The organism is Microcoleus sp. FACHB-SPT15 (genome assembly GCF_014849525.1).
Taxonomy (GTDB): domain Bacteria; phylum Cyanobacteriota; class Cyanobacteriia; order Cyanobacteriales; family Coleofasciculaceae; genus Symplocastrum; species Symplocastrum torsivum.
This window is the reverse complement of sequence record NZ_JACJNU010000047.1, coordinates 83878-107294: the sequence shown is the minus strand read 5'-3', so window position 1 is coordinate 107294 and position 23417 is coordinate 83878. Positions and strand designations below refer to the sequence as shown.

Here is a 23417-nt window from a genome sequence, read left to right as displayed (position 1 = left end):
GCGATAATCCACTTACTCCTGATGGTTTACAAAAATTTTCTGTTCAAAAAAGGTAAGTAGTATATGGCGTTCTCCTCAAGGATGGGGTACAAGGTTCTGGGTTTTCGGGAATTGGGAATTGGTAGGAAACTTTCACGGTGAAGGTCTACTACAGGCTGGCAGGCTACTGTCTGGATTGCTCCTGGGTTAGTTCGGCTTGGAGTCTGGCAATACTTTCGTACTCTACTTGAAGATTTTGCAGGACACGAGTGTAGATGGGGAGAATCTTTCTATAAGTTTGGGCATTAGCGGCGATGGGGTGATGCCGATAGGTTGCGCCAATCATTTCGGAAACGATATCGAGTGATGAGATTTCTTGAAGGGCATAAAGCCCTAGCACAGCCGCACCCAGACAGGAACTCTCATACTGTTCTGGGACAGTGACTTCTTGCTCGAATACATCTGCCATCATTTGTCGCCAAAGATTCGAGCGGGCAAAGCCACCAGTGGCTTGGATTCTTTTGGCTTTACCCGTGAAATCTTGCAGTGCTTGTAAAACAAGGGATAAATTGAACACAATGCCTTCTAGTACAGCTCTAACCAGATGTGCTTTCGTATGGTTCAAACTCAGACCAAAAAACGAGCCTCTAGCGTTGGCATCCCAAAGTGGCGATCGCTCTCCCATTAAGTAGGGGTGAAAAATCAGTCCCTCTGAACCAGGGGGAACGGTTTCGGCAAGCATGGTTATTAGGTCGTAGGGGTCTTTCCCCAGCCGTTGGGCTGCTCTTACTTCCGTATCCGTAAGTTGATCCCGCACCCACCGCAAGGCGATCCCACCGTTATTCACTGCCCCACCGACTACCCATTTGTTTTCAGTAAAGGCATAGCAAAAGAGACGTGCTTGGGGGTCTGTAACTGGGCGATCAACAACCGCACGAACCGCACCACTCGTACCAACAGTAACCGCAACAATACCAGGTGCGATCGCACCCACACCCAGATTCGACAGCACACCATCACTTGCCCCAATTACCGTTGGCGTATCTGCCCTAATACCCATAGAATGAGCCAGTTCTGCCTGAATTGGCTGTAGTACGTGGGTTGTAGGCACCAATTCCGATAGCTGGGCTTCTGTAATGCCAGCAAGCTCCAGTGCTTCTTGATCCCAGGTAAGTCTTTCAAGGTTCAGCAAGCCTGTTGCGGACGCGATCGAGTAATCGACGACATAGGTCTGGAAAAATTGATAAAAAACGTACTCCTTGATCGAAATGAACTTCGCTGTTCGTTCAAAGAGTTCAGGTTGTTCGTTGCGTAGCCAAACGAGCTTTACAAATGGGGACATGGGATGGATTGGAGTACCTGTCCTCAGGTAAATCTCATGTCCATACTGTTCTCGCTTAATTTTTTCTGCCCACTTGGCACTGCGATTATCCGCCCACGTAATGCTTCTTGTTAACGGCTGTCCCCCGGCATCAACAGCAATTAAGCTATGCATGGCAGCGCTAAAGGACAAAGCCATCAAGCTAGCCGAATTAATCCCACTTTTAGCAACAACTTCCCTAATCGTAGTGACTACCGCTGAAAAGATTTCTTCAATGTCTTGTTCGGCAGTAGCAGTTGTTGGTGCATACAACGGGTATCCAAGGGCATGGCTACAAACCGTCTTGCCTTTGTCTGTAAACAGAACAGCTTTTGTACTGGTGGTGCCAATATCGATCCCAATCACATAACGCAGAGTGTTCATCGAAACGAGGCATAGTTTAAAGAACTCTGGAAGTGTCTGTATCTTGATTAGTGTCTCCGGAGGTAATGCTACCGCGTCTATAACGGATTAAGAGTACAAGCCCCAATGTTACCTGCTTCATCAACCAGTACAAGACAGTAAGCACCACAAACGTTACTGCCATCACCAGCACTGGACGTTTAGCCGTTAAATCGTCCATTACACTTCTTGCTAAATCATTCGGTTGAGTTATAAAGTCCCAAGTGTTGAACCGTTTGAACCGCCCTAAGTAGACACCGATCGCGCATAGGGCGTGAGTCATCAACTCAGCCCAAATGACAAATTTAGCAGCACCTTGCCTCTGCAAGTAGTAACTTAAGTTAATTAACGACAGGACATAGGCTTCAAACCCAGCCGCGATCGCGATCAGGTGTGGGGGAATCAGCACCAACGTAATGATCCACACTGAGTAGTAATCACGAATCGCTTCAATCAGGTGAATAATGTCGGTTAGCAGGTAAGGCGCATTGGGCAAAAAGGCAATGAAGACCAAAAACGCAACCCACCACAGGATAGAGCGTGATTGAGAACGTCTACGGAATAGCCAAAAACTCAAAGCTAAAGGGATGAAGGCAAGAAACAGATTCCAAACAATCCAACCACTGTGAATGCTCCAAGCCTTCCAGGCTTCAGTAATTAGCGCTCTCATAGGCATTTTTTAGGCTTTGAATCTACAATTGTGTGTTTGATTAGTGGAGTTGAACTACTAGTATAGCTACCACGTCTGTATGGTGACTTCTATACAATTTAAGCTTCATCCAAATGCTTTTTGACAAATTTCCTCTAGTTTTTGAATATCAATATATATATCAAGAAACTGTGGGGCAACATTATCTTGCATTGTATTTTCCCCTTGCAGACAAAAGTACTCAGCTTCCCCGTAGCTTGCCATTGCATAGAAGAAACTGTTTACATATCCATGAGGAATCAATTCAAGAACTTTTACTCCTGGTTGTATAAATAATAAGTTAACCAGTGCAGAACCATGAGGGGCAACTATTGCTTCTGCTTGATAAAAGATACTTATTTCTTCTGGCAGCGTTTTGTCATTCATATCTACTGGTTCAAACCCATATTTATCAAGTACAGCAAGGACAGATGATTCATTGATGACTTTCCTTCTGATTACTTTTCCTCTTTTTACATAGATACGTTTTTTCTTCTTGATTTCTGTATCATATTTTTCATAAAATAGATTTCTTACAAAGAGATAGTCTTCTTGGATGATAGGAGCGTATTCAATATACTCAATTTGATTAATTGTCGCTATTCGATTATTAATTACTGCAAGTATCCTGTCGGCGGTACAAGGTTCCTGAATTATTTTGCTCATGGCTATACCTGCTTTTTCCAAGCTTTCTTGATGCCAGCTAGTTAAAGGAGATGAGCCGACATAAAAAAAGTCAATTTGGCTTAAACGAAAAAAATTATCGTATATTCTTAATAGTGGTAGGGTTAGACACATCCAGTGACCGTAGTTGGAAATTTCGGTATTAGATAGATAAGCGACTGTCCCTTGAATCTTCTTGATTTTCCTTGGAAGTATCTCTCTATATATTGGCAATTTCTGGAAATCGACATAGCGTTCATAAATAACATTCATGTCCTCATCTAATAAATGATTGTTGCGGAAAGAGAAGCGAGAATTATTTATATCTAGGATAGTAATTTCATTTCTAGCACTAAGTTGTTTTATTTCTTTTATTTCTTGACTAGCGAGATGAGCGACAGACTTAGTTGTCGATTTATTCTCTTCTACTAGATTGTAAAATTTTAGATTTATGTCATGCCTCTTGAGAATTTCTTCTACATTATCAATCCCAATTTGTATATTACTTCTACAAGTAAGAATCCCAGCTTTTCTTAATGGGCTGATATAGCCTAGTTTTCTTAAAATTTCAAATCTTATATAGTTGATTTCATCGCGGGGAATGTCTGGGATTAACCGATATAAAAGTTTAAGAAAGTTCATCAGAGCAGCTAAATATAGTAGATAAATTCAAAAAGATTTTTCTATAATAGTTTGCTTAAACGAAGGTTATAAATACTTTCGACGTAGTAAATTCTCTCGGATTAGCTCTAAGCAAAAGCTCGATGTCAGTTCAATAGCGTATTTACAGCCTGTGTTGGTAGCCCGATCGCATCGTTACTGCCCCTGCTGACAAGGCTGATTAACTCGCTACAATACTGAAAACAGGGATTATTAATTTCAAAGTTCGCATCATTATCTAAATCTGTCTAACAAAAAGAACCAGGAAGAGTTAAGAGCGTGGATATCTCAATGCAGGAACAGTTACAAGCTGCGATCGCTTCTTCTCGTGATGCGATTGATTACCTAGAAATTCGGGTTGAGCAGAGTGAGTCAACGGCAATTTCCTTTCGTGGGCATCAGCTAGATGCAGTAGACCGTAGTTTCAACCTGGCTGGTGGTATCCGCGCTTGTCATAAAGGCGGCTGGAGTTTTGTGACGTTTAATGGGTTGGCAGAATTACAAGACCGAATTTCGGAAGCCATCTCTCAAGCCCACTTGGTCGGTAAAGAGCAGACGTTACTCGCTCCCTTAGAGCCTATTCAAGATTATGTCGCTGTGGAACTGGGTCGTGACCCTCGTGGCGTTTCACTAGCAGACAAGCGACGGTTAATGGAAGAATATAACCAACTGTTGCTGGATTTTGACCCTCGAATTCAGACAACAATGGTGGGTTTACGCGATCGCTTTGGTATTACCTATTTTGTTAACTCCACTGGCACCTGCATTGCCCAAGAACGACTGGATGTATCGGGACGATTTGGGGTAATTGCCCGCACAGATGCGGGTGTTGTTCGCCAAGGCTTTGAGTCTATCCATTCTCGCTCTGATTACAATGCTCTCGTTGGTATTGAAGACCAAGTGATTGGTGCGGCGAAACGGGCTGTTGGTCAGCTAGAAGCCAAACCCGTTAAAGGGGGACAATATACGGTAGTTTTAGACCCCTATCTGGCAGGAGTCTTCATTCACGAAGCATTTGGGCATCTTTCGGAAGCAGATTTTGTCTACGAAAATCCCAGGATGCAAGACTTACTGACTTTGGGTAAGCCCTTAGCGATCGAGCAGTTAAACGTTGTTGATGATGCAACTCTCGCTGGTTTACCTGGCTCTCTTAAGTATGACGATGAGGGCGTACCTGCTCAACGGAAGTATCTAATCAAAGACGGCATTTTGCAGCAACGTCTACATTCTCGTGAAACGGCAGGGAAGATGCACGAGGAACCCACTGGCAATGCTAGGGCAATTAGTGCAACGTATCCGCCGATTGTGCGGATGACAAACACGGGGATTGAAGCAGGAGACTGCTCGTTTGAGGAGATGATTGGCGATATTGAAGAGGGTGTCTACGCAGTACGGATGTTAGGCGGACAGACGAATGGCGAGATGTTCACCTTTGCGGCAGCGGAAGGTTATATGATTCGCAACGGTCAGATTGCTGAACCTGTGAGTGATGTTACGCTCAGTGGTAATGTTTTCCAAACCCTCAAAGACATTGAAGCGATCGGGAATGATTCTGTCTATGTTAGTGGCGGGTGCGGTAAGGGCGGACAGTCACCCCTAGCAGTAAGTGTGGGTGGGCCTCATGTGCGGATTAACGGTGTCGTTGTCGGTGGACGTTAGTGCGATCGCAACTTATGGCAAAAGGCAGAGGGCAGAAGGGAATTGATTGACTGGTCTTGGTTTCAGCATTTGGTAAGAGTCAATACTCGCCAAGGTGACTGTTATAACTTGTTAGACATAATTGAGTCATAACAAAAACAGGGATGTCACAAGCTTCGACTGACATCCCTGTTAAATTTTTATGACATCCTACAAAATTGTTAGCGTTTCATGACATTATGGGCTACACAGCATAGCATCTAAGGTGTCAGGATTCTGCTTCTGAAAAATTTAGTTCAGGCGGAGGTAGCTTGCTTCTTGTTCTAGCTGACGAATCAAGTCCTCATCTCCGTTGGCTCTAGCGACTTCTAGACGATGCTCTAAGCTTTTTTGCAGGCTATCGCGGTGAGCAGAAGCAGCTTTTTGCACCTTGCTATTTTGATTTTTGTTCACTTTAAACATTCCTTTCCGCTTCATTAAGGTATTTTATCCACTCCTCAAACATAACATGGGCAGAATTGGAATGCATAGACAAAGCGTGTATTTTGATACAGAAATTAGCGAACAATTTAGAGTAATAGCCGAACTCTGAATACTGGGCTGCTGCTCTAGAGACTCCTTCCTACCAAGGCTGCAATTGTTTTCACTAGCTCATCGGGTTCGACTGGCTTGGTAACATGCCTTTGAAATCCTGCATCAAGAGCCTGCTGTTGGTTCAACTCTCCTGCATAAGCCGTCAGCGCGATCGCCCGAACAAGCCCCCCTTGTTGTGGCGCTAACTGTCTCACCTGCTGCATTAGCATGTAGCCATCAACCCCTGGCATACCAATATCGCTAATCAACACATCGGGCTTGAATTGGTCTAGAAGGGTTAAGGCTTCTGCTGCTGAGGCAGCCACACTCACCTCTACCCCACACTTTGAGAGAATCGCAAGGAGTAACTCTCGCATATCGGCTTCATCGTCTACCACTAAAATTCGCAACTGGTTCAGATTAAAGGCTGTAACCTGTGACTCCCTTTCAAAATCTGGTTCTTTTCCAATCCTTGTTAAGGGTAATTTCACTCTGAAAGTCGCCCCCTGTCCCTCGCCTCGACTTTTGGCTTGAACTGTGCCACCATGCAGTTCGACTAAATGACGCACAATCGCTAATCCCAATCCGAGTCCACCAAAATTTCGCGTTGTCCTGCCGTCCTCCTGGCGGAAGCGCTCAAACACGTAGGGTAAAAATTCTGGATTAATGCCTTTGCCTGTATCGCTGACACTGATTTGAGTACAGCTTGCATCTTGTTCGACATGGACTTCCACCCGTCCGCCTGATGGTGTGAATTTGACGGCATTGGAAAGCAAGTTCCAAACCACTTGTTGAAGACGAGCCGAGTCTGCTGACACGAGTCCTACATTTGGGGCAAGACTTGTTTTAATCTCAATGCCTTTTGCTTCGGCAGCTAACCATACCGTTTCCAACGCAGCTTCAATCGTCGTTGCTAGGTTGACTGGACTTACATTCAAGACCATTTTGCCGCGTAGGATACGAGAGACATCTAATAAGTCTTCAATCAACTTCGTCTGCAAGGTAGCATTGCGTTCGATGGTTTCTAATGCTCGGTTAGTCGCCTGCTCGTCAAATTTACGAGTTCGTAGCAGTCTCGTCCAACCGAGGATGGGATTGAGAGGCGATCGCAATTCATGAGATAGTACTGCTAAAAACTCATCCTTGATACGGTTGGCAGCTTCGGCATCTGCTCTAGCTCGTTGTTCTGCTTCATAGAGTTGAGAACGAGCGATCGCCTGAGCGCACTGCTGAGCGAGTGCGAGCATGAACGCACGCTCATCCTCACTCAAGGGTGAGAATTCAACAAAATTGAGAGATATTCCTCCAACTGCTCGACGCTCAACCATTAGCGGTAACGAAATCCAAGCCGCATAGTTCAACTCTGCATAGTTCTGGGCTAAGTGAGGATATCGAGCGATTCGCTCTTGGGTCGATTCTTCCCAAATCGGTTCTCCAGTTCGTACAGCTTCTGCCAAGGGTACTGGTGCACTAATTGGAAAGCGGCGCCACTCTTGGGTTATATCCTGCTGATAGCCAACGTGGTGTACGATTTCAAGTTCAGTGCCACTTTCACTGACAATCACGACCATTGCGGAGGCAGCATTCAGCACAGCGAGGCTCTGTTCCACAATCACTTCAGCAACTTGAGTAGGAGTGAGAGACTCGGATAGAGCGGCCGTTACCGCCTGGAGACGAGCGGTACGATCAGCCGTTTGCTCCGCCTGCTGACGCGCCTGTTGAGCCTGTTGATAGAGTCGCGCATTTGCGATCGCCATCGCCGCCCGATCTGCTAAGTCTTGAAACAAACTCTGGTCATCGGTGTTGTGGGGTTCTCCGGGATGATTGCGAGTCAGGCTCAATACTCCAATTGTTCGTCCTCGCACCTTCAGCGGTACAAGCAAGGTACTGTATACCCGGAAGCGCTCTAAGTAAACCTGGTACTCTGGTTTAATGGCGGCACGCAACTCCTCCTCGGATGTCACTGGCATCAGAAGTGGCTCTCCTGTCTGTATCACTCGCCCACTAATCCCCTCATCGGCACGGCGAGGATAATTTTTCAGCAGTTCCCTGACGAACTGGAGTACCTGTGGGTCAACATGGTAACAGGAAACCGGATCAAGCCATTGTCTATCTTCCGAAAGCAGGCTCAGCACGCACACATCACCTGTAAATTCACTGACAAGCTGCGTGATGGTATCCAAAACAGTCTGTAAATCCAAACTTGCCGCCGCAAAGGTTTGCGAAGCTTTAGCGAGAAAACGCTCTTGTTGCTCGGTGCGTTTTCGGTCATCAATATCTGCTGCAGTTCCCAACCAACCAACAATCCTGTCTTCTTCTGCTTTGATGGGGACAATTCTGCTCAAGTGCCAGCGGTAGACTCCATCGACTCGTCTTACCCGCAATTCGAGGGAGTAGTCATTGCTCGTTTTTCGCGTCTGTGTCCATCGCTCAATGGCTAAGGGCAGATCGTCAGGATGGATGGCTTGTTGCCAACCTGTACCCTGCGTTTGCTCTAGGGTTAACCCCGTGTAGTTTATCCAGCTTTGATTGCAGTAATGGGTCATCCCATCCGCACCAGCCATACATAAAAGTTGCGGTAGAGATTCTGCTAATGAGCGATAACGCTCCTGACTCAGACGCAGGGCTTCCTCAGCTCGTTTGTGATCGCTAATGTCCAAAAAGGCACCAACAGCCCCTGTACTATTACCCTGTTCATCCAATAAGGGTGCAGCATAACCATATAGATTAAACACCGCGCCATCACCCCGCACAATGTCAACCTCCACTCCTTCCAAGGTGACACCCTGAATAGCCGCATATCGCAGAGGTATTTCATCCGGTGTTATTTCCTTACCATTACGCAAGACTTTGTACGAAGGGCGGAAACTGCTATTAACTAGTGTGCTAGAGGCGTTTGCTTCGGGTGAGATACCCAAAATTTGAGCAAAGGCAGGATTTGCTTTAATGTTTCTGAACTCTAGATCGTTGGTGATGAGAATTCCAATAGGGACAACATCAAATAACGTTTGTAGTTCGTTGACTCGGTTTTGTAAGTCTTGATTGAGGGCCCAAATGGTTTTCTCCGTTTGCTTGCGAGCAGTAATATCGCGGAAGTAAATAGATAAACCCTCTTCAAAAGGGTAGAATCGGACTTCAAACCAAGCCTCGAAAGGAGGGTAAAACGCTTCTAGCTCAATGGTTTGCTGTTGTTCGCTAGCTTGGCGTAAGCCTGTCTCCAAGGGTGAGCCTATCACTTCGGGAAATTCATTCCAGATCGTCTTACCCAGTAGTTGCGATCGCTGTTTTCGCAACAGTGTCTCTGCTTGTTTGTTGATGTAGGTGTAGCGCCACTCGCGATCTAGAGCAACAAAGGCATCTGTGATACTTTCTAGGAGGTTGTTCATAAGCATCTCACCACCCCCTGCAAGCCAATCTGCGGTTTTATCTCCAGGCATCGGTTCAGACATCACCACTCCTTCCAACTAAGGTTGCGATCGCCTTGGCTAACTCTGCTGGTTCTACTGGCTTGGAAATATGCAATTGAAATCCTGCCGCAAGTGCCTGCTGCTGGTTTAACTCTCCGGCATAGGCAGTGAGGGCAACCGCCGGAATTCCCCTCCCTTGTTCAGGCGAACGGCTTCTTATTTGACGCATCAGCATGTAACCATCCACATCGGGCATCCCAATATCACAAATCAAAACGTCTAGCTTGAATTGAGCGAGTGCCATTAATGCCTCAGTTGCCGACGCAGCAACCCTCACCACTGCCCCATACTCCTCTAAAATGGTGAGGGCTAACTCCCGCATATCCGCTTCATCGTCCACCACTAAAATTTGTAACTGACTCAAATTAGTAATATTTGCAGCGAGTGGTTTGCTCTGTTGCACCTCTAAAGATGCCGCCATCAGAGGCAATTGAACAGTAAACGTTGAGCCTAGCCCAACGCCGGGACTATCTGCCGAGACGGTTCCACCATGCAGTTCGACTAAATGACGCACGATCGCTAGTCCTAACCCTAGCCCTCCAAATTGGCGCGTGGTCTTACCATCTTCCTGACGGAAGTAGTCAAACACATGAGATAGGAAATCCGGGTGAATGCCCTTGCCCGTGTCACGAACTGTAATTTGAGCCTGAGTGTCAACTTGCTCTAATCGCACCATAACGCGATCGCCTGCTGATGTAAATTTGACGGCATTGGAGAGGAGATTCCACACCACTTGCTGCAAGCGAGTTGTGTCACCCGAAACCCGCCCCACTTGGGGGTCAAGGCTGACATCTACCTCAATTGACTTGGCTTGTGCTGCTAGACGCACGGTTTCTAGGGCGGATTGGATCGTCGTTGCTAAATTAACGGGGCGGACATTCAGGTTGAGCTTCCCTTGCAAAATCCGGGAGACATCCAAAAGGTCTTCAATCAGTTCGGCTTGCAGCTTAGCGTTTCGTTCAATCGTAGAGAGAGCCTGTGCAGTCTTTGCCTCGTCAAGCTTACGAGTCTGGAGCAGCTTTGACCAACCAAGAATTGGGTTGAGAGGCGATCGCAATTCATGAGACAGCACTGCCAAAAATTCATCTTTAACTCGGTTCGCTGCCTCGGCTGCCTCCCGTGCTGCCTGTGCCCGTGCCAAAAGCTGTTCCCGTTCTACCTCAGCACGTTTGCGATCGGTAATGTCTGCCAGGGCACCTGGAAACGCCACGGGATTGCCAGCACTATCATATTCGACCTGACCGCGTGCGAAAAGCCACCGCTCCTCACCCGTCGCAGTACGGACACGGTACTCAGCAACATACTCTTCGCCAGATGCGATCGCCCGGTCGATGGCGGCTGAGACTTGTGAGCGGTCTTCTTCATGAATCGCATTCACAAACACTTCGAGCGGCAATCCCTTAGCGGCTTCTATCGGGTCTACGGCAAACAACTGAGCAAACGCTGCATTGACCATGAGGCGCTCTTCAGGAATGTTCCACCGCCAGGTATAAACCGCTCCTGCCACCAAAGCCGATTCCAATTGTATTTGCGCCTCTCGGAGGGCGGCGGTAGCTTCCTGACGAATTTGCGTCAGTTTCAAATTCGCTTCCACCCGCGCCAATAATTCACGGGCAGCGAAGGGCTTAATCAAATAATCGTCCGCTCCGGCTTCCAGCCCTTCGACACGAGATTCTTCCCCGGCACGAGCAGACAGCAAAATAATCGGAATTTCTTTCGTGGTTGGATCAGCCCGTAGTTCCCGCAGCAATCCAAAACCGTCGAGCCTGGGCATCATCACGTCCGTCAGCACGAGATTCGGTCGTTGTCGTCGAACGGCTTCCAGTGCCGCCATTCCGTCTGCCACAGTTTCTACTTCATAGTGCTGGCTTAAGAGCCGCTTGACATAGTCGCGCATATCGGCATTGTCATCCGCCAGGAGAATGCGGGCAGACGAAGGTGAGAGGGTAAGGGGGTGAGGGGGTGAGGAGATGCTATTATTCTCTATCTCCCCATCTCCCCATCTCCCTACCTCCCCATCTCCTTCGGGTAACCAGCGCAGTGCTTCCTCAACGTAGGGAGATGCACCCGTTGCGGTAGATCCTAGGGTGCGAGTTGCGTTGATCTGATGACTAGGCAAATGAGCCGAGCCTGTTGGAATCGACACCACAAAGCGCGTACCGCGATCAACTTCACTAGTGACCGAAATCGTGCCGCCATGCAGTTTGACTAATTCCTGTACGAGGGATAAACCAATTCCCGAACCCTCATAGGTGCGTCCTCGTGCCCCTGGCACCCGATGGAACCGCTCAAACAGATGGGGAATTTCCTCAGCCGGAATGCCCGTACCCGTATCCTGAACGGCTAACTCAACATGGTTGTCCATCCACCGTAGTGAGATAGCGATTTCACCCTCAAACGTAAATTTGAAGGCATTTGAGAGCAGATTGAACACAATCTTCTCCCACATTTCCCGGTCTACATATATCGATTCTGGCAATGAAGGACAATCGACAATTAGCTGCATTCTTGCCCGTTCGATCGCAGAGCGAAACACACTGGCTAACTCGGTGGTAAAGGCTGATAAATCCGTGGGTTCGTAAACAGCTTGAATGCGTCCCGCTTCGATGCGGGAAAAATCAAGCAGGGTATTGACCAACTTCAGCAAGCGTAGGGAGTTCCGATGCACCGTTTCTAGTTGTTCGCGTCCCCCCACTGACAAGGCTTCTTTTTGATGGGTCAACAAATCTTCTAATGGACCCAACATCAGCGTCAGGGGAGTGCGAAATTCGTGGCTGACGTTGCTGAAGAAAACCGTTTTTGCACGATCGAGTTCTGCTAAAGCTTCGGCACGTTTGCGCTCTTCTTCATAAGCTTGGGCGTTGGCAATACTGGCGGCAATCTGAGCCGCAACTAGATCGATAAATCCCTGGTAAGAGTCGTCGAAGAGCCTGTATGGGTTTAAGCCAACGATCAATATCCCGGCTCGACCTGTCTGTCCAGAAGGCGCAATCGGTACAGCAACGGCTTGATGGGGCACTCGATCCCAGGCTCCTGTCGGCAAACGGTCAAACGTTGCTGCTAAATCGGAAATAACGACTGTCTTCTGCGTTTTGAGTACTTCTGCAAACGACCAAACCGAATCGGTATTAAGATCGACAGTTTCAGGCGCGGCGACGTGAGTGCGATCGATACCACTGGTTCCAGTCAGAAAAACGCGCTGCTGCTCTGGATCGCCCAGATAGATCATTGCGAAGGGTAGGTCATGCCGATTGGTTTTCAGGCACTCAGCACTTAGCGTACAGGCTTCATCAAATGTTCGAGCGTCCGCTGTTTTCGCTGCCAGTTCCCGCAACAGTGCCAATTGACGCTCACCAATGATACGCTGTGTGTCGTCTGTGTTCGCACAGATGATGCCACCTGTACCGCCCTCGTCATTTGGAACCGGACTATAAGAAAAGGTATAGTAGGTTTCCTCCGGGTAGCCGTTGCGCTCCATGATCAGCAGCAACGCCTCGTCGTAGGTGCCCTCATTCTTGAGGATGGCGGATTCTGCACGAGGTCCAACCTGATCCCAAATCTCTCGCCACACGTAGGAAGCTGGCTGTCCGAGGGCTTCTGGATGTTTGCCACCCACGATCGCTTTGTAAGCGTCATTGTATAGGTTAATTAGTTCCTCACCCCACCAGACAAACATCGCCTGACGGGAAGTCAACATAATCCGCACGGCAGTCTTCAAGCTCTGTTGCCATTGCGTTGGAGAACCTAGCGGTGTTTTCGCCCAGTCCCTTTCTCGCATCCGTGCGCCCATTTCTCCGCCACCAGCAAAAAGCTTTTCAGAAATCGTCACTTCTTGCTCTGCACTCACAACTCTGATGTCCTTTCTGGAAAATATTTCACTCGCAGTGCCTCACCACGATCTCCCACCTGACTTAATAGGGTATCAATTATATTTCTATGACTTTTGGTTAAGTTCAGCCAGATGTCTATCTCAAGACAGTTTGTGTTAGCCATTTATGCAAGCGGATTGCCTTTCTTAAAAGCTAAGATATGTTCGCCCTATTAGCCAACGAACGATGACAGCTACGGTAAGGATTCAGCCTCAAGGATTTTGTGTTCAATACCCCAAAACGCCTTGGCGTGTCATCTTCGTTGAGGATGCTTCTGGTAAGTTTCAGTTTCGTCTGAGTGGAACAGACTTCAAATTTGAACCACGCGATCGCTACTGCTACCCTACGCATGACGCGGCTAGACGTGCGGCATTCTGTTTTCTGGAACTGCTGAAGCGTTTGGAACGCTCACGAATGAAACTAAGCGTTTTGGCGGAAATCGGTTTACTGAAGTTTCCACAGCAAACTTACCGCTGTTGTGAGCTTTGGCTTGTTATTGACCGTGAGCGCTACACCTGGGAAATACTGACAGCCAGTGGACATTGCTTTCGCTCACAACGCTGGTACAAGCAACCCGATACGGCTATCGCGAAGGCTAAGGCACATATTGATCGGGAAATAGCAATTTCTCAAATCAAGGAAGTTGTTGGCTGGGTTTAGGTTTAGAGCAACAACTTGCGATCGCGCTATTTTCTGAGGCTTGAAGAAATTATGTGTGTTGAAAAGGCTCCAACTATTCCGATAACTAAAAAAACTATCCCATCACTAGGTTTATGAAAGGTATCTGTTGCCACCCAATATCCAATGCTTGCCATCCCTGCCAAAACGGCAAGTCTTAGGAAGTCCATCCCTAATTGGCTTCGGCTATCACTTCTTCTTAATTCTCTCCAAAAATCAATCGTATCTGAAATAAGAAATGAGCCAATACCTGAAAAGACTATTAACCCAACTAAATATTTCATAAATTTAATGATGGCTAGATTTGTTCAGGGTTGCGTGCAACTGACTGTTGATAAGAAAGACTTGACTAGACGTGCTATTAGACGGTGTCTCAGTTCGCGGTTGGGGATAGCGTTGGTGTTTGGGCTAGTTGGTGCGATCGCGTACACGGGCGAACCCACCGTAGCTCAGCTTACACCTGATGCCACTCTCGGCTCTGAAAGCTCTCTTGTTACACCGGATAATGTTAGGGGGGTTCCTGCTGACTTGATTGAAGGTGGAGCAACTCGCGGCGTGAACCTCTTCCACAGTTTCTCAGAATTTAATATTGACGAGCAACAGCGGGTTTATTTTGCAAATCCTGAGGGTATTGAGAACATTCTGACACGGGTAACGGGCGATACCCTGTCGAACTTATCAGGGATATTGGGTGTGGATGGGGGCGCGAATCTATTTTTGCTCAATCCTAATGGGATTAGGTTTGGAGCGAATGCCTTATTAGATGTAGGAGGCTCATTTGTCGCAAGTACGGCAAGTGCTGTGATATTTCCTAATGGCATAAAGTTCAGTGCCACTAATCCACAAGCTCCCCCCTTGCTAACTATTAATGTTCCTCTGGGTTTGCAATTCAGGAGGAATCCGGGAAGTATTGCCGTGCAGCAATCTCAACTTCAAGTTCCCAATGGTCAAACTTTAGCCCTTTTAGGTGGCGAAGTTAGCTTAGATGGTGCTATTTTGGCGGCGCCTGGTGGTCGAGTCGAGTTGGGGGCGGTAGCAGGAACGGGTACTGTAAGGCTGAATGGCGAGGGTTCTAGCCTGAGTTTGAATTTTCCTCAAGGAGTGGCACTTACCGATATATCGCTGACTAATCGTGCGATCGCATTTGTGGAGGCTGGCGGTGGTGGGAGTATTGCCATCAATGCCTTTGACTTAACAATGGCGGGAGGAAGTGCGCTTTTGGCGGGGATAGGTTCCGGGTTGGGTTCTGCGGATTCAATTGCAGGCAATATTAACATTAATGCGACAGGAGCGATCAACCTAACTGATGGGAGTCTGATCGACAATTCGGTGTTACAGGGAGCTACAGGTAAGGGAGGTGACATCAACATCACAACGAGGCAGTTGCTGGTGCGTGATGGGTCATTTGTCAGTGTTAGCACTTTTGGTGACGGGGACTCTGGGAATTTGACAGTCAATGCTTCCCAAGGTGTGCAACTGATTGGTGGCTCTGCCGATGGTCGGCGTAGCAGTAGCTTGTCTACTTCCACTGAATCAGGATCGAGCGGGAAGGGTGGAGACTTGACGATTAACACTGGCACATTGCTGGTACGGGATGGCGCACTAGTGACGGCTAGCACTTTTGGTGAAGGGGACTCTGGGAATTTGACGGTCAATGCCTCTCAATACGTACAACTGATTGGCTCTGCTGATGGTCGGCGTAGCAGCGGCTTGTATACTTCCAGTGAATCAGGATCGATCGGGAAGGGTGGAGACGTGACGATTAACACAGCTACATTGCTGGTAGATGGGGCATTTATCGATGCTTCCACTTTTGGTGAAGGAGACTCTGGGAATTTGACGATCAATGCCTCTCAATACGTACAACTTATTGGCATGAGTTACTTGTTTACTTCCTCAGACGAACAATCGAGCGGCAAGGCAGGAGACGTGAGGATTAACACTGGCTCATTGCTGGTACGGGATGGGGCATCTATCAATGTTTTTACTAATGGTGAAAGCGACGGGGGGAATTTGATAGTGAATGCCTCCCATGACGTACAACTGATTGGTCGCTCTGCTGATGGTTTGCGTAGCAGCGGCTTATCTACTTCAGCTCTTCCAGGATCGAGCGGCAAGGCAGGAGACGTGACGATTAACACTGGCTCATTGCTGGTACGGGATGGGGCAATGGTTACTACTAACGCTTTTGGTGAAGGAAATGGGGGGAATTTGACAGTAAATGCCTCCCAAGACGTGCAACTGCTTGGTACCAATGGGTTTCTCAGCGGCTTGTTCGCTTTGTCCGGTCAAGACTCGAAGGGTAATGCAGGAGACGTGTCAATTAACACTGCTACATTACTGGTGCAGGATGGGGCAAAGGTGAATGCTAACACTTCCGGTCAAGGGGATGGGGGGAATTTGACGATTAACGCCTCTCAAGAAGTGCAACTGCTTGGAGAATCGCCAGATGGTCGGACTAGTAGCAGTTTGGTAAGTGAAGCTTACGGGATGGGAGCGGCTGGTAATGTGAGTATTACCACAGGACGGTTCATCGCTACGGATGGAGCCTATGCCTCTAGCTCTACCTACGGTACTGGACGGGGTGGCGAACTAACGGTTAACGCTTCTGAGCTTGTCGAACTGATAGGAAAGGGTCAATTTTCCAGTGGTCTTTATACTGAGGCTGGGAGTAGCAGTACTGGAGGTAGTGGCAACTTGACAGTTAACACTCTTGCCTTGCTAGTGCGGGATGGAGCAACAGTTGATGCTAGCACGGCTGGTGCAGGCAATGGGGGGAATTTGACGATTAACGCCTCCCAAGAAGTGCAACTGTTTGGAGAATCGCCAGATGGTCTGAGTGCCAGCAGCTTGACAAGTGAAGCTTCCGGAACGGGAGCGGCTGGTAATGTGAGCATTACTACAGGACGGTTCATCGCTACGGGTGGAGCCTATGCCTCGACCTACACCTATCTTGCTGGACAGGGCGGCGAGGTGACGGTTAACGCCTCTGAGTTTGTTGAACTGATAGGAAGCGGTCTATTTCCTAGCGGTATTTATGCGGGGACGGAAGGTACTGGAGATAGTGGCAACTTGACAGTTAACACTCCTGCGTTACTAGTGCGGGATGGAGCAACAGTTTTTACAAACACAGGTAGTGAAGGAGATGCGGGAGATGTGATGATTAACACAGGGACATTGCTAGCGCAGGATGGTGGATTTGTCAGTGTTAGTACGTTTGGTGCAGGTAATGGGGGGAATTTGACGGTCAATGCCTCCCACGGTGTGCAACTGATTGGTCACTCTGCCGATGGTGTTCCTAGTGCGTTGGGGGCTGGAGCTGGCGAAGGTTCGAGCGGGAATGCTGGAGACGTGACGATTAACACTGGCTCATTGCTCGTGCGAGATGGGGCAATAATCAGTGCTAGGACGCAAAGCTCAGGCAACGGGGGGAGTTTGACTATCAAGGCATCTGATTCAGTGCAACTGAGCGGTGCAGGTAGCGGTCTATTGGTAAATGCCACGGCTGGTGGCACAGCCGGGGACTTGACGGTTGAAACTAGCGCAATGTCTGTCTTGGATGAAGCCCAAGTCACGGTAAGTAGTCCCGAAGGGCAGGCGGGTGACCTGACCGTTCAAGCGAATTCCTTACTCCTTAACCAAGGCAATCTTTCCGCTGAAACCGCTAAAAGTGGCACACAAAGTGGAGCAAACATCACGCTCACTGGCTTGGACTTTCTACGCTTGGACAACGAAAGCCTAATTTCTGCCAATGCTCGCGACCAAGCCAAGGGTGGCAACGTCACGATTGACTCTACCTTTATCGTTGCTACACCCCCTACAGGTTCTCAAGGGAGCGACATCACTGCCAATGCTCTCGAAGGTAATGGCGGTCAAGTTAGCATTACGACTCAAGGACTCTTCGGGATCGAGTTTCGACCTGAGCTTACCCCTGACAACGATATTACTGTCACTTCCGAATTTGGGTTGGCTGGCGACTTTGAACAAAACACACCTGGTGTTGACCCAACGCGAGGCTTAGCTGAGTTACCGACTGACGTGGTTGATGCCTCAAGGCAGATTGACCGCCGTTGTACTCCGGGTGAAGTAGCAGACAACAGCCGATTTACTGTTACGGGTCGTGGAGGCTTACCAACTAGTCCTAATGACACTCTACAGGGTGAAGCTGTAGTCACTAACTGGGTGGCGCTTGACTCTGAGGTAGAGAACCACACTCCTGCTACTTCAACAACGCCTAGTCGTTCAGCTCAAAGACCATTGGTGGAAGCACAAGGGTGGGTAATTAATGAGAAAGGGGACGTTGTCCTGACTGAGCAAGTGCCGACAGTAAGTCCTCATGAGAGTGGTTTCCAGGCGCTAAAATGCAACGCTCCTGCTGCTAAAAACCCACCTCGTTCATAACGGTTATAGCAAAAGGCAGAAGGCAAAAGGCAGAAGGCTTTTATGTTTATTACTAGTACGTGAACGGGCGCTCTAGTGATGATGAATCGGAATCTCAACGACAAACTCAGTACCTTGTCCCGGTGCAGAATGGCACCACAACTTCCCGCCATGTTTCTCAACAATAATCTGATAGCTAATTGCCAACCCCAAGCCTGTGCCTTTTCCCACTGGCTTGGTTGTGAAGAAGGGTTCAAACAGTTGTTGTTGAGTTTTCTGCGTCATACCAGCACCATTATCAGCAATCCGAATGAAGATGTGACTCGCTTCCACATCAGACTCTTTTTTTGGCAGACATTCCCCTATAGTTGGCTCAAGTAAAGCGTGGGGAGTAAGGCTGATGGTAGGATTATCTCTACCAATGATGCCAGTGTTGATCGTAATGGTCGGTGAGAAATTAGTAACTGTTTCTGAGGGATTAGTCGTTATTTCTAAAGGCTCACACTTCATCTTTTCTTCTAAAGCATCGAGCGCATTACTAATCAGATTCATGAACACCTGATTTAGCTGTCCTGGATAACACTCCACTGAGGGCAAATCTCCATACTCCTTGATGACAGAGATAGCAGGATGACCAGGCTTCGCCTTGAGCCGACTGTGGAGAATCATTAAGGTACTTTCAATCCCTGTATGTATGTCTACCTGCTTGTTATCTGACTCATCGACACGAGAGAATGTCCGTAGCGATCGCACAATCTCCCGAATGCGTTCTGCACCCACTTTCATCGAGTTCTGGAGTTGACTTAAGTCGCTAACTAAAAAGTCTAAATCAATCGCGTCTATCCGCTCTTGAATCACTGCTGGAGGCTTAGTATAGGTAGTACGATAAAGCTGCAACAGACCTAAGATGTCTTGGAAATATTCTTGGGCGTAGATCAGATTGCCGTAGATAAAGTTAACTGGATTATTAATTTCGTGAGCTACACCAGCAACTAACTGACCTAAGCTCGACATTTTTTCGCTTTGAATCAACTGGGTTTGAGTACGTTGCAACTCCCGTAAGGCTTGTTCCAGTTTCGTGGCTTGCTCTTGGGCTTTCTGAGTTGCCATGCGACTAGCTGCGTAGAGATCAGCTTGCTTAATCGCAATCAGGAGTTGGTCTTTCACCGATTGTAGAAGTTCTACTTCGCTATCCGTCCAAGGACGTGGTTCACGACTCTGACTACAGCTAATCACACCGATAGTACCTGAAGGTGTCTGCATCGGCAGCACCAAAACGGAACTAGAGCCAAGAGAGCGAACAAACTGCTGAAAAATCGGGTCGCTCACCGTCTCAATATCATCAACCTGGAGGACTTCTAGATTTAAAATCTGCTCAGCTAGCTGCCCTACCACCTCGGCTGGATAGCAACCCCGACGGTCGGGTAAATCAGGATTTCTCGCTTCCTTAACGACCTCCCAGTACGCTTCAGCCTCATAGGGACAATACCAAGCAAATTGACAACGATCAACGTTCAAAATCTGGCGAATTTCCTGGACTGTAGTTTCGAGAATCGTATTCAGTTCCAGGGAATTACGGATTTGGTTCGATAAACGATTGAGTAATGCTTCCCTAGCAAAGAGTTCTCGCAGTTGTGCTTCCGAATCGCGCAGGGCTGATTCAGCCGCTTTGCGTAGGTTAATGTCTTGGACAACACTCAGGAAGTACTTCGGTTCACCTTGGGGAGTACGCACCAGCGAGGCAGTGATTTGCACCCAGATTAACTGCCCATCTTTGCGAATGTAGCGCTTTTCTAGCGTATACGTTGGGATTTCATCTGCTAAAAGCGATCGCACATTCTCCATATCGATTAGTAAATCGTCAGGATAGGTAATGTCTTGGAATGTGCGTTCTAACAATTCCTCACGGGAGTAACCCATGATGTTGCAAAACTTCTGGTTAACCCGCACAAATCTGCCATCTGGTTCAGAATGGTTAATCCCAACCGCTGCTTGGTCGAAGGTAGTGCGGAAGCGTTCTTCACTCTCACGTAACTCAGCTTCAACTTGTTTGCGCTTGCTGATATCAATAAAAGAAGCAACAGCGGCATAGGGCTTTGTTTCATTAGGGTGAAACAATGGTTGTGAATTAATGCTTAGCCAAGTCAGGATTCCATCGGTTTGGGGGATTCCCATAATCACATCCGTAAAGGATTGTCCAGTCCGGAGTGTTACGTGGATTGGGTATTCCTCAGGGGGAAATAGCTTACCATCTTCCTTAACCGCAGATCTGAAAAAATCAAGACAACTTAGCCCGATTAATTGCTCCGCTGTCAGTCCCAAAATGCTTTCTGCTGCTGAGTTACAAGTGTAAACTATCCCATTAGCATCGAGTAAGATTATTCCCTCTGCCATCGCTGCAACCAAAGAGCGATAGCGTTCCTCCGATTCCTTTTGCAACGCTTGCGCTTGCCGACGCTCTACTGATTCTTGTTGTAACTGCTCAATCGTCTTTGTCAGTGAAGCGGTTCCCCAAATTGCTTCGCTTGCTTTTTCTCTAAGCCAACGATAGTCTTCTTCGCTGTCTGGCGGGGATTCCTCTGTTAGACTACGATGTTCCTGAAATTCAGTGAACATCATGATTCCACCAATTTCACCTGTCTTGGTATACCAAGGTTGAAGTTCCCACTTTACCCTTTGCCAAAAGCCATCAGGTTTGATGAAATAATCGGAGTCACCTCGCTGGGGTTGTCCAGCTAAACACAAGGCATAAATTTTCTGCCACCGTTTCAGAGAGTAAGCGGTAATGGGATGATGAGAGAGTTGGGTAATATTCTCCTGCTCTCCAACTCTCGCTTGTTTCTCTTGAAATAGGGGAAAGACTTCATAATGAGATCGACCAATCAGGTTTTGGTTATCCAGCGCGTAATCCGTCAGCCACCGACGAGATGTAAGCAGGTAACGCATGTCGCGATCAAGCATAGCAACGGCAGCAGGCGTATGTTCCACAAATGCAGAAAATATCTCTAAATTGGCTACGTCAGCGGATAAATTTCCAAGTTGCATTGATCAAACGCTCAATTTTTTTCTCTTGGGCAGCTTGTACGAGAGACAAAGACAAACTGATTGACCTTTATAAGTTAGTACATTGAACTGCAAGGTCATAGGATTTGGAAGGATTAAATCTTTTTCAAAGCCTTCCTTATCTGTCATACGAGCAAGATGACTTGATAGATCACGTCGTTCAGTCGGTTTCTTGGCTTGATGTAACTGTGAATACCTTTATGAGATGATTGATAGGAATTTCCAATGGGTACATACTTGAATGTTGCAACAAGTTTTGATGTAACTAAAGAATGATCTTGTCAAGATGTGGGAATAGAATACCAATTTCCTCACTTCTAGAAATTAAGCTTAAATATGTGCGTTCTTGTTTCCTGTACAGGTAATATTCCTATTGGCAATGGCAGCGTCAAGCGATCGCAAGAGAGGATAAGTCAAAATGCACACCTTTGACAAGGTCAACATCAAAGAGGAGGCAAAGCAAGGGACGGGCACTAAAAGTAACAGATGGAGCAAAAGAGGTGATTTCTGCATAGATATCTCCCCGAAAAACTTTCCTCCACATCTCCTGCCTTCCCTAACTCTCCTCTAGGCTTACTCAACTCCCTTTTCATAGAAAAAATTCCATAAGCTTCAAGCTGTGGGATTCTCAAAAAAGAGCAATTGCAGGATACACAAGCATCGTGACATTGAGCATCAATTCTAGTTCATCACCTAAGCCTCCAACATCGTTTCCGAGGCAGACCGAAACCCAAAGGATTTTGACATCCCCCAAGCTTTCCACAACCAAGGGGAAACCGGACTCAAGCCATCCCGCTCCCGAAGTCATGAACGCCAGTGCGAGTTCTCACACAACAAAAGTTAAGTACTCCAAAGACTTAGCGTTCCATCGTGAGTTAAAGCGCCGTGTCGAAGAATACTTTCAACAAACTGAGCTACCACAACGCGACCCGCCGCAAATGTTTCGTAAAACTGCCGTTATCTTGTCGTGGTTTGCGATTTCTTGGGTATTGCTCGTATTTGTCGCAAGTAACTGGTGGCAAGCTGGAGTGTTATCAGTCTCTTTGGGCTTGGCGATGGCAGGAATTGGTTTTAGCATACAGCATGATGGCGGTCATGGGGCTTACTCCAAGCAACAATTCGTCAATCAGCTAATGGCAATGAGCCTAGATCTGCTGGGCGGCAGTTCCTACATTTGGAAGTGGCAGCACAATGTCATTCATCATAGCTACACCAATCTTGTGGGAGTTGACCATGATATTGACCTGGGAATCTTGTGTCGTTTCGCTCCTCAGCAACGACACCTCTGGTTTCACCGCTTTCAACATATCTACCTCTGGCCGATATATGGTCTTTTAGCGTTTAACTGGCATTTCTACTCAGACTTCCAAATACTTATACAAGGTCGGATTGGGGAACATCGTTTTCCCAGACCCCAAGGTCGAGATTTAGTGGTGTTCGTGCTGGGAAAGGTAATGTTCTTTAGCTGGGCTTTCCTGATTCCTGCTCTATTTCATCCACTGTGGCAGGTAGTTGTTTGCTATGTGCTGACTGCGTTTATTGCCAGTTTTGTACTGAGCATTGTGTTTCAGGCAGCCCACTGTGTTCAGGAAGCAGATTTTCCAAGCCTTCCAGCAAACTCGAACCACGTTAACAATTCCTGGGCAATGCATCAGGTAGCAACGACTGTTAACTTTGCTCGTGATAATCGTTTATTGACTTGGTATGTGGGTGGACTGAACTTCCAAGTGGAACATCATCTGTTTCCAGATGTCTGTCATATCCACTATCCCGCTCTTGCCCCAATTGTTGAATCGGTGTGTTCCCAGTTTGGGGTTAAGTACGCTTCACACCCAACTTTTCTCGCTGCGATAAACTCCCATGCCCGTTGGCTACGGTTGTTAGGATGCGCCTAATCTTCCAACTGAAGTTAGGCAGTTTTTGGCTACGACAATAATAAACGTCGGAAGGGTTGTAATGGTTAGTGGTTAGCTAGAAAAATGTCTAATAATCACTAA

General features: G+C 47.5%; 14 protein-coding genes. 4 read left to right on the top strand and 10 right to left on the bottom strand.

Translation table 11 applies throughout. The features are described from left to right. Positions 1-163: 163 nt before the first annotated feature. The 3 genes from gntK to H6F98_RS15580 all read right to left on the bottom strand — a co-directional run bounded on the left by gntK (position 164) and on the right by H6F98_RS15580 (position 3734). On the bottom strand, positions 164-1723 hold the full coding sequence (gene gntK / locus H6F98_RS15590) for a gluconokinase (RefSeq protein ID WP_192219613.1): 1560 nt from the start codon (positions 1721-1723) through the stop codon (positions 164-166). Positions 1724-1739: 16 nt separating this feature from the next. After that, positions 1740-2411: a DUF1361 domain-containing protein gene (locus H6F98_RS15585; protein WP_192219612.1), complete on the bottom strand. Its 672-nt coding sequence runs from the start codon at positions 2409-2411 to the stop codon at positions 1740-1742. 105 nt (positions 2412-2516) lie between these two features. Beyond that, positions 2517-3734: a DUF563 domain-containing protein gene (locus H6F98_RS15580; protein ID WP_192219611.1), complete on the bottom strand. Its 1218-nt coding sequence runs from the start codon at positions 3732-3734 to the stop codon at positions 2517-2519. Positions 3735-4043: 309 nt separating this feature from the next. On the opposite strand from H6F98_RS15580, the gene H6F98_RS15575 reads away from it, so the two are divergent. Continuing rightward, a complete protein-coding gene (locus H6F98_RS15575; RefSeq protein WP_192219669.1) occupies positions 4044-5411 on the top strand; it encodes a TldD/PmbA family protein in 1368 nt (455 codons plus the stop codon). A 270-nt stretch (positions 5412-5681) separates the two neighbouring features. On the opposite strand, the gene H6F98_RS15570 is transcribed toward H6F98_RS15575, so the two are convergent. The 3 genes from H6F98_RS15570 to H6F98_RS15560 form a co-directional block, all read right to left on the bottom strand. Continuing rightward, the gene (locus H6F98_RS15570) at positions 5682-5843 is read right to left on the bottom strand and encodes a hypothetical protein (RefSeq protein WP_192219676.1); all 162 of its coding nucleotides are present in this window, start codon (positions 5841-5843) and stop codon (positions 5682-5684) included. Between the two features lie 155 nt (positions 5844-5998). Next, positions 5999-9412: a PAS domain S-box protein gene (locus tag H6F98_RS34460; RefSeq protein ID WP_192219610.1), complete on the bottom strand. Its 3414-nt coding sequence runs from the start codon at positions 9410-9412 to the stop codon at positions 5999-6001. Then, complete coding sequence (locus H6F98_RS15560; protein ID WP_192219668.1) at positions 9405-13220, bottom strand: ATP-binding protein; 3816 nt, start codon at positions 13218-13220, stop codon at positions 9405-9407. Before H6F98_RS15560 ends, H6F98_RS34460 begins: the two co-directional genes overlap by 8 nt. Positions 13221-13485: 265 nt before the next feature. Here H6F98_RS15560 and H6F98_RS15555 point away from each other — a divergent pair, with 265 nt between their 5' ends. Further along, the gene (locus tag H6F98_RS15555) at positions 13486-13959 is read left to right on the top strand and encodes a hypothetical protein (RefSeq protein WP_192219609.1); all 474 of its coding nucleotides are present in this window, start codon (positions 13486-13488) and stop codon (positions 13957-13959) included. A 26-nt stretch (positions 13960-13985) separates the two neighbouring features. On the opposite strand, the gene H6F98_RS15550 is transcribed toward H6F98_RS15555, so the two are convergent. Further along, positions 13986-14261, bottom strand: coding sequence for a hypothetical protein (locus H6F98_RS15550; RefSeq protein ID WP_192219608.1), 276 nt, complete (start codon positions 14259-14261; stop codon positions 13986-13988). A gap of 7 nt (positions 14262-14268) precedes the next feature. On the opposite strand from H6F98_RS15550, the gene H6F98_RS15545 reads away from it, so the two are divergent. Further along, positions 14269-18378: a filamentous hemagglutinin N-terminal domain-containing protein gene (locus tag H6F98_RS15545; RefSeq protein WP_192219607.1), complete on the top strand. Its 4110-nt coding sequence runs from the start codon at positions 14269-14271 to the stop codon at positions 18376-18378. A 72-nt stretch (positions 18379-18450) separates the two neighbouring features. Here H6F98_RS15545 and H6F98_RS15540 read toward each other — a convergent pair whose 3' ends face one another. The 3 genes from H6F98_RS15540 to H6F98_RS15530 form a co-directional block, all read right to left on the bottom strand. Beyond that, positions 18451-21402: a PAS domain S-box protein gene (locus H6F98_RS15540; protein ID WP_192219606.1), complete on the bottom strand. Its 2952-nt coding sequence runs from the start codon at positions 21400-21402 to the stop codon at positions 18451-18453. Positions 21403-21808: 406 nt separating this feature from the next. Then, a complete protein-coding gene (locus tag H6F98_RS15535; RefSeq protein ID WP_192219605.1) occupies positions 21809-21964 on the bottom strand; it encodes a hypothetical protein in 156 nt (51 codons plus the stop codon). 84 nt (positions 21965-22048) lie between these two features. After that, positions 22049-22228 (bottom strand): hypothetical protein, encoded by a 180-nt coding sequence (locus H6F98_RS15530; protein WP_192219604.1) that lies wholly within the window; start codon positions 22226-22228, stop codon positions 22049-22051. On the opposite strand from H6F98_RS15530, the gene H6F98_RS15525 reads away from it, so the two are divergent. Next, positions 22227-23315, top strand: coding sequence for an acyl-CoA desaturase (locus tag H6F98_RS15525; RefSeq protein WP_192219603.1), 1089 nt, complete (start codon positions 22227-22229; stop codon positions 23313-23315). The two genes, H6F98_RS15530 and H6F98_RS15525, sit on opposite strands and share 2 nt — an antisense overlap. Positions 23316-23417 lie beyond the last annotated feature (102 nt).

Bases quoted from the DNA above. Each gene is read 5' to 3' on its own strand.
- H6F98_RS15540 (WP_192219606.1), bottom strand. From the start codon at position 21,402: ATGCAACTTGGAAATTTATCCGCTGACGTAGCCAATTTAGAGATATTT.
- H6F98_RS34460 (WP_192219610.1), bottom strand. From the start codon at position 9,412: ATGTCTGAACCGATGCCTGGAGATAAAACCGCAGATTGGCTTGCAGGG.
- H6F98_RS15525 (WP_192219603.1), top strand. From the start codon at position 22,227: ATGAACGCCAGTGCGAGTTCTCACACAACAAAAGTTAAGTACTCCAAA.
- H6F98_RS15550 (WP_192219608.1), bottom strand. From the start codon at position 14,261: ATGAAATATTTAGTTGGGTTAATAGTCTTTTCAGGTATTGGCTCATTT.
- H6F98_RS15530 (WP_192219604.1), bottom strand. From the start codon at position 22,228: ATGACTTCGGGAGCGGGATGGCTTGAGTCCGGTTTCCCCTTGGTTGTG.
- H6F98_RS15545 (WP_192219607.1), top strand. From the start codon at position 14,269: ATGATGGCTAGATTTGTTCAGGGTTGCGTGCAACTGACTGTTGATAAG.
- H6F98_RS15585 (WP_192219612.1), bottom strand. From the start codon at position 2,411: ATGAGAGCGCTAATTACTGAAGCCTGGAAGGCTTGGAGCATTCACAGT.
- H6F98_RS15575 (WP_192219669.1), top strand. From the start codon at position 4,044: ATGCAGGAACAGTTACAAGCTGCGATCGCTTCTTCTCGTGATGCGATT.
- H6F98_RS15555 (WP_192219609.1), top strand. From the start codon at position 13,486: ATGACAGCTACGGTAAGGATTCAGCCTCAAGGATTTTGTGTTCAATAC.
- H6F98_RS15535 (WP_192219605.1), bottom strand. From the start codon at position 21,964: ATGTGGAGGAAAGTTTTTCGGGGAGATATCTATGCAGAAATCACCTCT.
- H6F98_RS15560 (WP_192219668.1), bottom strand. From the start codon at position 13,220: ATGGGCGCACGGATGCGAGAAAGGGACTGGGCGAAAACACCGCTAGGT.
- gntK (WP_192219613.1), bottom strand. From the start codon at position 1,723: ATGAACACTCTGCGTTATGTGATTGGGATCGATATTGGCACCACCAGT.
- H6F98_RS15580 (WP_192219611.1), bottom strand. From the start codon at position 3,734: ATGAACTTTCTTAAACTTTTATATCGGTTAATCCCAGACATTCCCCGC.